Source organism: Kitasatospora sp. NPDC090091 (assembly GCF_044747365.1).
Classification (GTDB): domain Bacteria; phylum Actinomycetota; class Actinomycetes; order Streptomycetales; family Streptomycetaceae; genus Kitasatospora.
This window is the reverse complement of record NZ_JBIVDY010000050.1, coordinates 1-6,184: the sequence shown is the minus strand read 5'-3', so window position 1 is coordinate 6,184 and position 6,184 is coordinate 1. Positions and strand designations below refer to the sequence as shown.

2 protein-coding genes are annotated in these 6,184 nt (G+C 74.2%); both read left to right on the top strand.

Going from position 1 to position 6,184, the window contains the following annotated elements:
* A partial coding sequence (locus tag ACIPSC_RS38865) for an SDR family NAD(P)-dependent oxidoreductase (RefSeq protein ID WP_400835096.1) occupies positions 1-4,226 on the top strand: 4,226 nt, incomplete at its 5' end.
* A gap of 141 nt (positions 4,227-4,367) precedes the next feature.
* On the top strand, positions 4,368-6,184 hold a 1,817-nt coding region (locus tag ACIPSC_RS38860; protein ID WP_400835094.1), incomplete at its 3' end, for a type I polyketide synthase.

The following is a 6,184-nucleotide window of genomic DNA, read 5'->3' as shown; positions in this document are numbered from 1 at the left end:
ACCACCACAACGTCACCACCTACCTCGAAATCGGACCCGACCCCACCCTCACCCCCCACACCCCCGACACCACCCACACCACCCACACCCTCCGCACCAACCACAACGAAACCCACACCCTCCTCACCGCCCTCGCCCACCTCCACACCCACACCACCCCCCTCACCTGGACCACCACCCTCAACCACACCCCCACCCACACACCCACCAACCTCCCCACCTACCCCTTCCAACACCACCGCTACTGGCTCGACACCCCCACCACACCCAGGAACGTCACAGGACTCGGACTCCACCCGGCCGAACACCCGCTCCTCGGGGCGGCGGTGAGTCTGGCGGACGGCGGCCACCTGTTCACGGGCCGACTGTCTCCGCGTACTCACCCGTGGCTGGCCGACCACACCGTGATGGGCTCGGCCATCCTCCCGGGCACGGGGTTCGTCGAGCTGGCCGTCCAGGCCGGCCGTCAGGTGGGCTGTGACCTGCTGGAGGAGCTGACGCTGGAGGCGCCGCTGGTGCTGCCGGAGGGTCAGGCCGTGCACATCCAGATCTCGGTGGGCTCGGCGGACGAGTCGGGCCGTCGGCCGCTCGCCCTGTTCTCGCGGCCGGAGGACGCCGCGCCGGACCAGCCGTGGACCCGCCATGCCGGCGGTGTGCTGCTGGCGTCGGCGCGTACGGGCGGCGTTACGGTGCCGGCGGAGTCCGACTTCGGTGTGTGGCCACCGGCCGGTGCGGTCGCGGTGCCGACGGACGGCCTGTACGAGCGGTTCGAGGAGACCGGAATCGCCTACGGCCCGGCGTTCCGGGCTCTGGAGGCCGTGTGGCGGCTCGGGGACGAGCTGTTCGCCGAAGTTCGGTTGCGCCCGGAGCAGGTGTCGGAGGCCGGGGCGTTCGGGGTGCACCCGGCGCTGCTGGACGCGACGCTGCACTCGCTGGCCCTGGGGACGCTCCTGGAGGACCGGGGCGAGGGTCATCTGCCGTTCTCCTGGAGCGGCGTTTCGCTGCACGCCTCGGGTGCCTCGACGCTGCGGGTGCGGTGGTCGCCCGGTTCCTCCGGTGGGGTCGCCCTGGCGGTCGCCGACGGCACGGGCGCTCCGGTCGCGTCGGTCGAGCGGCTGGTGACGCGGCGGATCTCGGCGGACCAGATGCGGGCCGCTCGCGGTGCGCGTCAGGAGTCGCTGTACGAACTGCGCTGGGACATCGTGGCGCTGCCGGAGCCGGTCGCCGGTCAGCAGGTGCCCGGCGGTCGCTGGGCGGTGATCGGTGCGGACGCTGACGCGGCCGGGCGGTATGTCGACGGCGTCGCGGTGGAGGTGTTCGCCGATCTGCGGGCGCTGCAGGACGCGGTGTCCGCAGGTGCGCCGTCGCCCGACACAGTGCTGGTCGCCGACACGGTGCTGGTACCGGACGCCCCGCGCGGTGGCCTGGCCGGCGGTGCCACGGGGCCGGCCGACGACGTCGCCGCGTCGACCAGGACCGCCGTGCACCGGGCGCTGGCCCTGCTCCAGGAGTGGGCGGCCGACGAGCGGTTCGCCGCGGCCCAGCTGGTGGTGGCCACCCGCGGCGCGGTGGAGGTCCAGCGCGGCGACGGGCTGCCGGACCTCGTGCGGGCTCCCCTGTGGGGGCTGGTGCGTTCGGCCCAGCTTGAGCACCCGGGCCGGTTCGTGCTGGCGGACGTGGACGGGCAGGAGCCGTCGGCGCGGCAGCTGCCCGCCGCCGTGGCGTCGGGTGAGCCGCAGCTGGCGCTGCGTGCCGGCGCGATGTCGGTGCCGCGGCTGGTGCGTCCGGCGGCCGACGAGGTGCTGTCCGCCCCGGCGGGGGTCGCCGAGTGGCGTCTGGACATCACCGAGAACGGCACCCTGGAGAATCTGGCACTGCTCCCGTGCCGCGAGGACGCCGGCGGGCCGTTGGCCGCGGGCCAGGTCAGGATCGCCGTGGAGGCGGCGGGTCTGAACTTCCGTGACGTGCTGATCGCACTGGGGGTCTACCCGGGCGAGGCACAGATGGGTGGCGAGGGCGCCGGTGTGGTCACCGAGGTCGGCCCGGGCGTGAGCGGCGTCTCGGTCGGCGACCGGGTGATGGGTGTGTTCTCGGGGGCGTTCGGGCCCGTCGCGGTGGCCGACCACCGCACGGTGGTGCGGATGCCCGAGGGCTGGTCGTTCGTCGAGGCCGCGTCCGTTCCCATCGTGTTCCTGACCGCCTACTACGCGCTCGTCGACCTCGCCCGGGTGCGGCGCGGGGAGTCGCTGCTGGTGCACGCCGCCGCCGGCGGGGTCGGCATGGCCGCGGTGCAGCTGGCGCGGCACTGGGGTGTCGAGGTCTTCGGTACCGCCAGCCCGGGCAAGTGGGGCACGCTGCGGGCCTCGGGTCTGGCCGACGACCACATCGCCTCGTCCCGCACGGTGGAGTTCGAGCGGGACTTCCTGGCGCGCACCGGTGGGCACGGGGTGGACGTGGTGCTCGACAGCCTCGCCCGGGAGTTCGTGGACGCGTCACTGCGACTGCTGCCGCGCGGCGGCCGGTTCGTCGAGATGGGCAAGACCGACATCCGGGACGCGGCTCGGGTGGCCGCCGATCATCCGGGTGTCGCCTACCGGGCCTTCGACCTGGGCGAGGCGGGGCCGGAGCGGCTCGGCGAGATGCTGGCCGAACTGGTGAAGCTGTTCGAGAGCGGCGTGCTGCGGCCGCTGCCGGTGACGACCTGGGACGTTCGGCTGGCCGAGGAGGCGTTCCGCTTCCTGAGCCAGGCGCGTCATGTCGGCAAGGTCGTGCTCACCATGCCGCCGTCGGCCGCGCCCACCCGGGACGGTGCCGCGGCACCGGACGGCACGGTGCTGATCACGGGTGGCACCGGCGTGCTCGGCGCTCTGGTGGCCCGGCACCTCGTCGCCGAGCACGGGGTGCGGCACCTGCTGCTGACCAGCCGGCGCGGCGCCGCAGCGGACGGCACCCGCGAGCTGGTGGCGGAGCTCACCGCGCTGGGCGCCGAGGTGACGGTCGCCGCCTGCGACGTGGCGGAGCGCGCCCAGGTGGCGGAGCTGCTGGCCGGGGTGCCGACCGACCGTCCGGTGACGGCCGTGGTGCACACCGCGGGTGTGCTGGACGACGGCGTGATCGGCGCGCTGACCGACGAACGGGTCGATCGGGTGCTGCGGCCCAAGGTCGACGCCGCGCTGCACCTGCACGAGCTCACCGCGGGTCTGAGGCTCTCCTCGTTCGTGCTGTTCTCCTCCGCCGCGGCCGCCTTCGGCAGTGCGGGGCAGGCGAACTACGCGGCGGCGAACGCCTTCCTCGACGCGCTGGCGCGCCACCGCCGGGCCGCCGGTCTGCCGGCGACGTCGGTCGCCTGGGGCCTGTGGGGCGAGGCCAGCGGGATGACCGGTCACCTCAGCGAGACCGATCTGGCCCGGATGGCGCGTTCCGGTGTGGCGCCGCTGTCCTCGGCCCAGGCACTGGCGTTGTTCGACGCCGCACGGGCCGGCGAGGACGCCGTGCCGGTGGCCGCCCGGCTGGACGTACCGGCCTTGCAGGAACAGGCCCGTCGGGCACCGGAGACGGTGCCGGTGCTGCTGCGGGGGCTCGTGCGCGGGGCGGTCCGCCGGGCGCAGGACGCGGCGGTGCAGCCGGAGGCCGCTGGCTCGCTGCGTGCCAGCCTGGCCGGCCTGGCCGAGCCGGTACGGGTCCGCACGCTGCGGGACCTGGTCGTCACACAGGTCGCCACCGTGCTGGGGTTCACCGGTGCGGACCGGGTGGACACCGAGCAGAGCTTCGTCGACCTGGGGCTGGACTCGCTGACCGCGGTGGAGTTGCGCAACCGGTTGATCACCGTGACCGGGCTGCGGCTCCCCTCCACGCTGGTCTTCGACCACCCGACGGCCGGTGCCCTGGCGGGGCATCTGGCGGAGGAACTCGCCGAGGAGCTCACCCGGTCACCGGCCGGATCGCCCGTGTCGGCCGGCTCGTCACCGGACGGGGCGTCGGCCGGCTCGTCGCTGGCGGAGCTGGCGCAGTTGGAGTCGCTGCTGTCCACGGTGGACCCCAGCGAGGCGGTGCGGGAGGCGGTCGGCTCGCGGCTGCGGGCCCTGCTGTCGCGGTGGAGCTCCACCGGCCCGGAGCCGGCACCGGGCGAGGCGGACGGCGCCGGGGAGCGGATCCGGGACCGGGACGTCGAGTCGGCCACCGACGACGAACTCTTCGAGCTCCTGGACAGCGGGTTCGACGACTAGCCCACCGGTAGCCCGCCGCGCCGCGCGGCCGCGCCCGTCCCGGAGCGGTCCATGCGTGCCCCTGCCCGTCCGTCAGTCCTGCCCGTCCACCCGTCCACCCCGTACGTCGAACTTCCGACCCTTTCCGTGTGGAGATGCCAGATGTCGAACGAGGAGAAGCTCCGCGACTACCTCAAGCGGGCGACGACCGATCTTCGTCAGGCCCGCCGGCGTCTGCGCGAGCTGGAGGACAGGAACGGCGAGCCGATCGCGATCGTGGGGATGAGCTGCCGTTTCCCCGGCGGGGTGACCTCGCCGGAGGAGCTGTGGCAGCTCGTCCTGGACGGCAGCGACGCGATCGCGCAGTTCCCGGCCGACCGCGGCTGGGACCTGGAGCGGCTGTACGATCCGGATCCCGACCGCCCGGGTTCGAGCTACGTGCGCGAGGGCGGTTTCCTGTACGACGCGGCGCAGTTCGACGCCGGGTTCTTCGGGATCAGCCCGCGTGAGGCGCTGGCCATGGATCCGCAGCAGCGGCTGCTGCTGGAGACGTCCTGGGAGGTGTTCGAGCGGGCCGGGATCGACCCGGCGTCCGTCCGGGGCAGCCGGACCGGGATCTTCGCCGGTGTCATGTACCACGACTACGCGTCGCGGCTGCGTTCGGTCCCGGAGGGCGTCGAGGGGTACCTCGACAACGGCAGTGCGGGCAGTATCGCCTCCGGCCGCATCGCGTACACGCTGGGCCTGGAGGGGCCGGCGGTCACGGTCGACACGGCGTGCTCGTCGTCGCTGGTGGCGCTGCACCTGGCCTGCCAGGCGCTGCGGCAGGGCGACTGCACGCTCGCCCTGGCAGGTGGTGTGACGGTGATGTCCACACCCAACGCGTTCGTGGAGTTCAGCCGACAGCGGGGCCTGGCGGCCGACGGGCGGTGCAAGCCGTTCTCGGCGGCCGCCGACGGCACCAACTGGGGTGAGGGCGCCGGCATGCTGCTGCTGGAGCGGCTCTCCGACGCGCAGCGCCACGGGCACCGGGTGCTGGCGGTCGTCCGCGGTTCGGCCGTCAACCAGGACGGCGCCAGCAACGGCCTCACCGCCCCGAGCGGCCCCGCGCAGCGGCAGGTCATCCGTCAGGCCCTCGCCAACGCGGGCCTGACCGCCGCGCAGGTCGACGCGGTGGAGGCGCACGGCACCGGCACCCGGCTGGGCGACCCGATCGAGGCGCACGCGCTGCTGGCCACCTACGGCCAGGAGCGCACCGATGGGCGACCGCTGCTGCTGGGCTCGCTGAAGTCCAACATCGGTCACGCCCAGGCGGCGGCCGGCGTCGCCGGAGTGATCAAAACGGTGATGGCGATCCGGCACGGGGTGCTGCCGCGCACTCTGCACGTCGACGAGCCGTCGCCGCACATCGACTGGAGCGCGGGCGCGGTCTCGGTGCTGACCGAGGAGACCCCGTGGCCGCAGACCGGGGCGCCGCGCCGGGCCGGGGTGTCCTCGTTCGGGGTCAGCGGCACCAACGCGCACGCCGTCCTGGAGCAGGCACCGCCGGTCGAGGCACCGGCTCCGGTGGAGGGGGCGGCTCCCGCTACGGGCCCGGTGCCGTGGGTGCTGTCGGGGAAGACCGACGCCGCACTGCGCGCCCAGGCCGAACGGCTGCGGGCGTTCGCGGCGGCCGATCCGTCGCTGGACCCGGCGGACGTGGGCCGGTCCCTGGCCGTGGGGCGGACGGCGTTCGAGCACCGGGCCGTCGTCGTCGCGGACTCGCTGGAGCAGTTCGTCACCGCCCTGGAGTCCGTCGCCCGGGGAGACCTGACGGCCGGGGCGGGCGTGGTCCGGGGTGTGCAGTCCACCGCCCCCGGCAAGACCGCCTTCCTGTTCACCGGACAGGGCGCCCAACGACCCGGCATGGGACGCGAACTCTACGCACGCTTCCCCGTCTTCGCCGAAGCCTTCGACCAGACCTGCGCCCTCTTCGACAC